Annotated in this window: 1 protein-coding gene; it reads right to left on the bottom strand. The window is 48.4% G+C overall.

All coding sequences use genetic code 11. The features are described 5' to 3' along the window. The coding region (locus ACNKXV_RS14515; protein ID WP_417908412.1) for an ATP-binding cassette domain-containing protein at positions 1-287 on the bottom strand (287 nt) is incomplete at both ends.

Here is a 287-nt window from a genome sequence, read left to right as displayed (position 1 = left end):
CAGTAAAGGGTCATTAATCAGGGCGCGGGCAATGGCTACCCGTTGTTTTTGCCCTCCTGAAAGTTGGTTTGCCTTTTTCAGGGCATGATCCTGCATGTCAAAAATCCGAAGCTTTTCCATTGCGCGATGCTCGATCTCCTCCCGGGAATACTTGCCAAGCTTTAAGGCCGGAATCATTACATTTTCCAAGGTGGAAAACTCGTGGAGCAGGTAGTGAAACTGGAATACAAAGCCAATTTTCTCATTTCGAAGCCGGGAGAGATACTCCGCAGATTTGCCGGTGATCG

It is taken from the genome of Christiangramia aquimixticola, from assembly GCF_048285835.1.
Taxonomy (GTDB): Bacteria; Bacteroidota; Bacteroidia; order Flavobacteriales; family Flavobacteriaceae; genus Christiangramia; species Christiangramia aquimixticola.
This window is presented reverse-complemented; position numbering and strand designations above follow the sequence as displayed.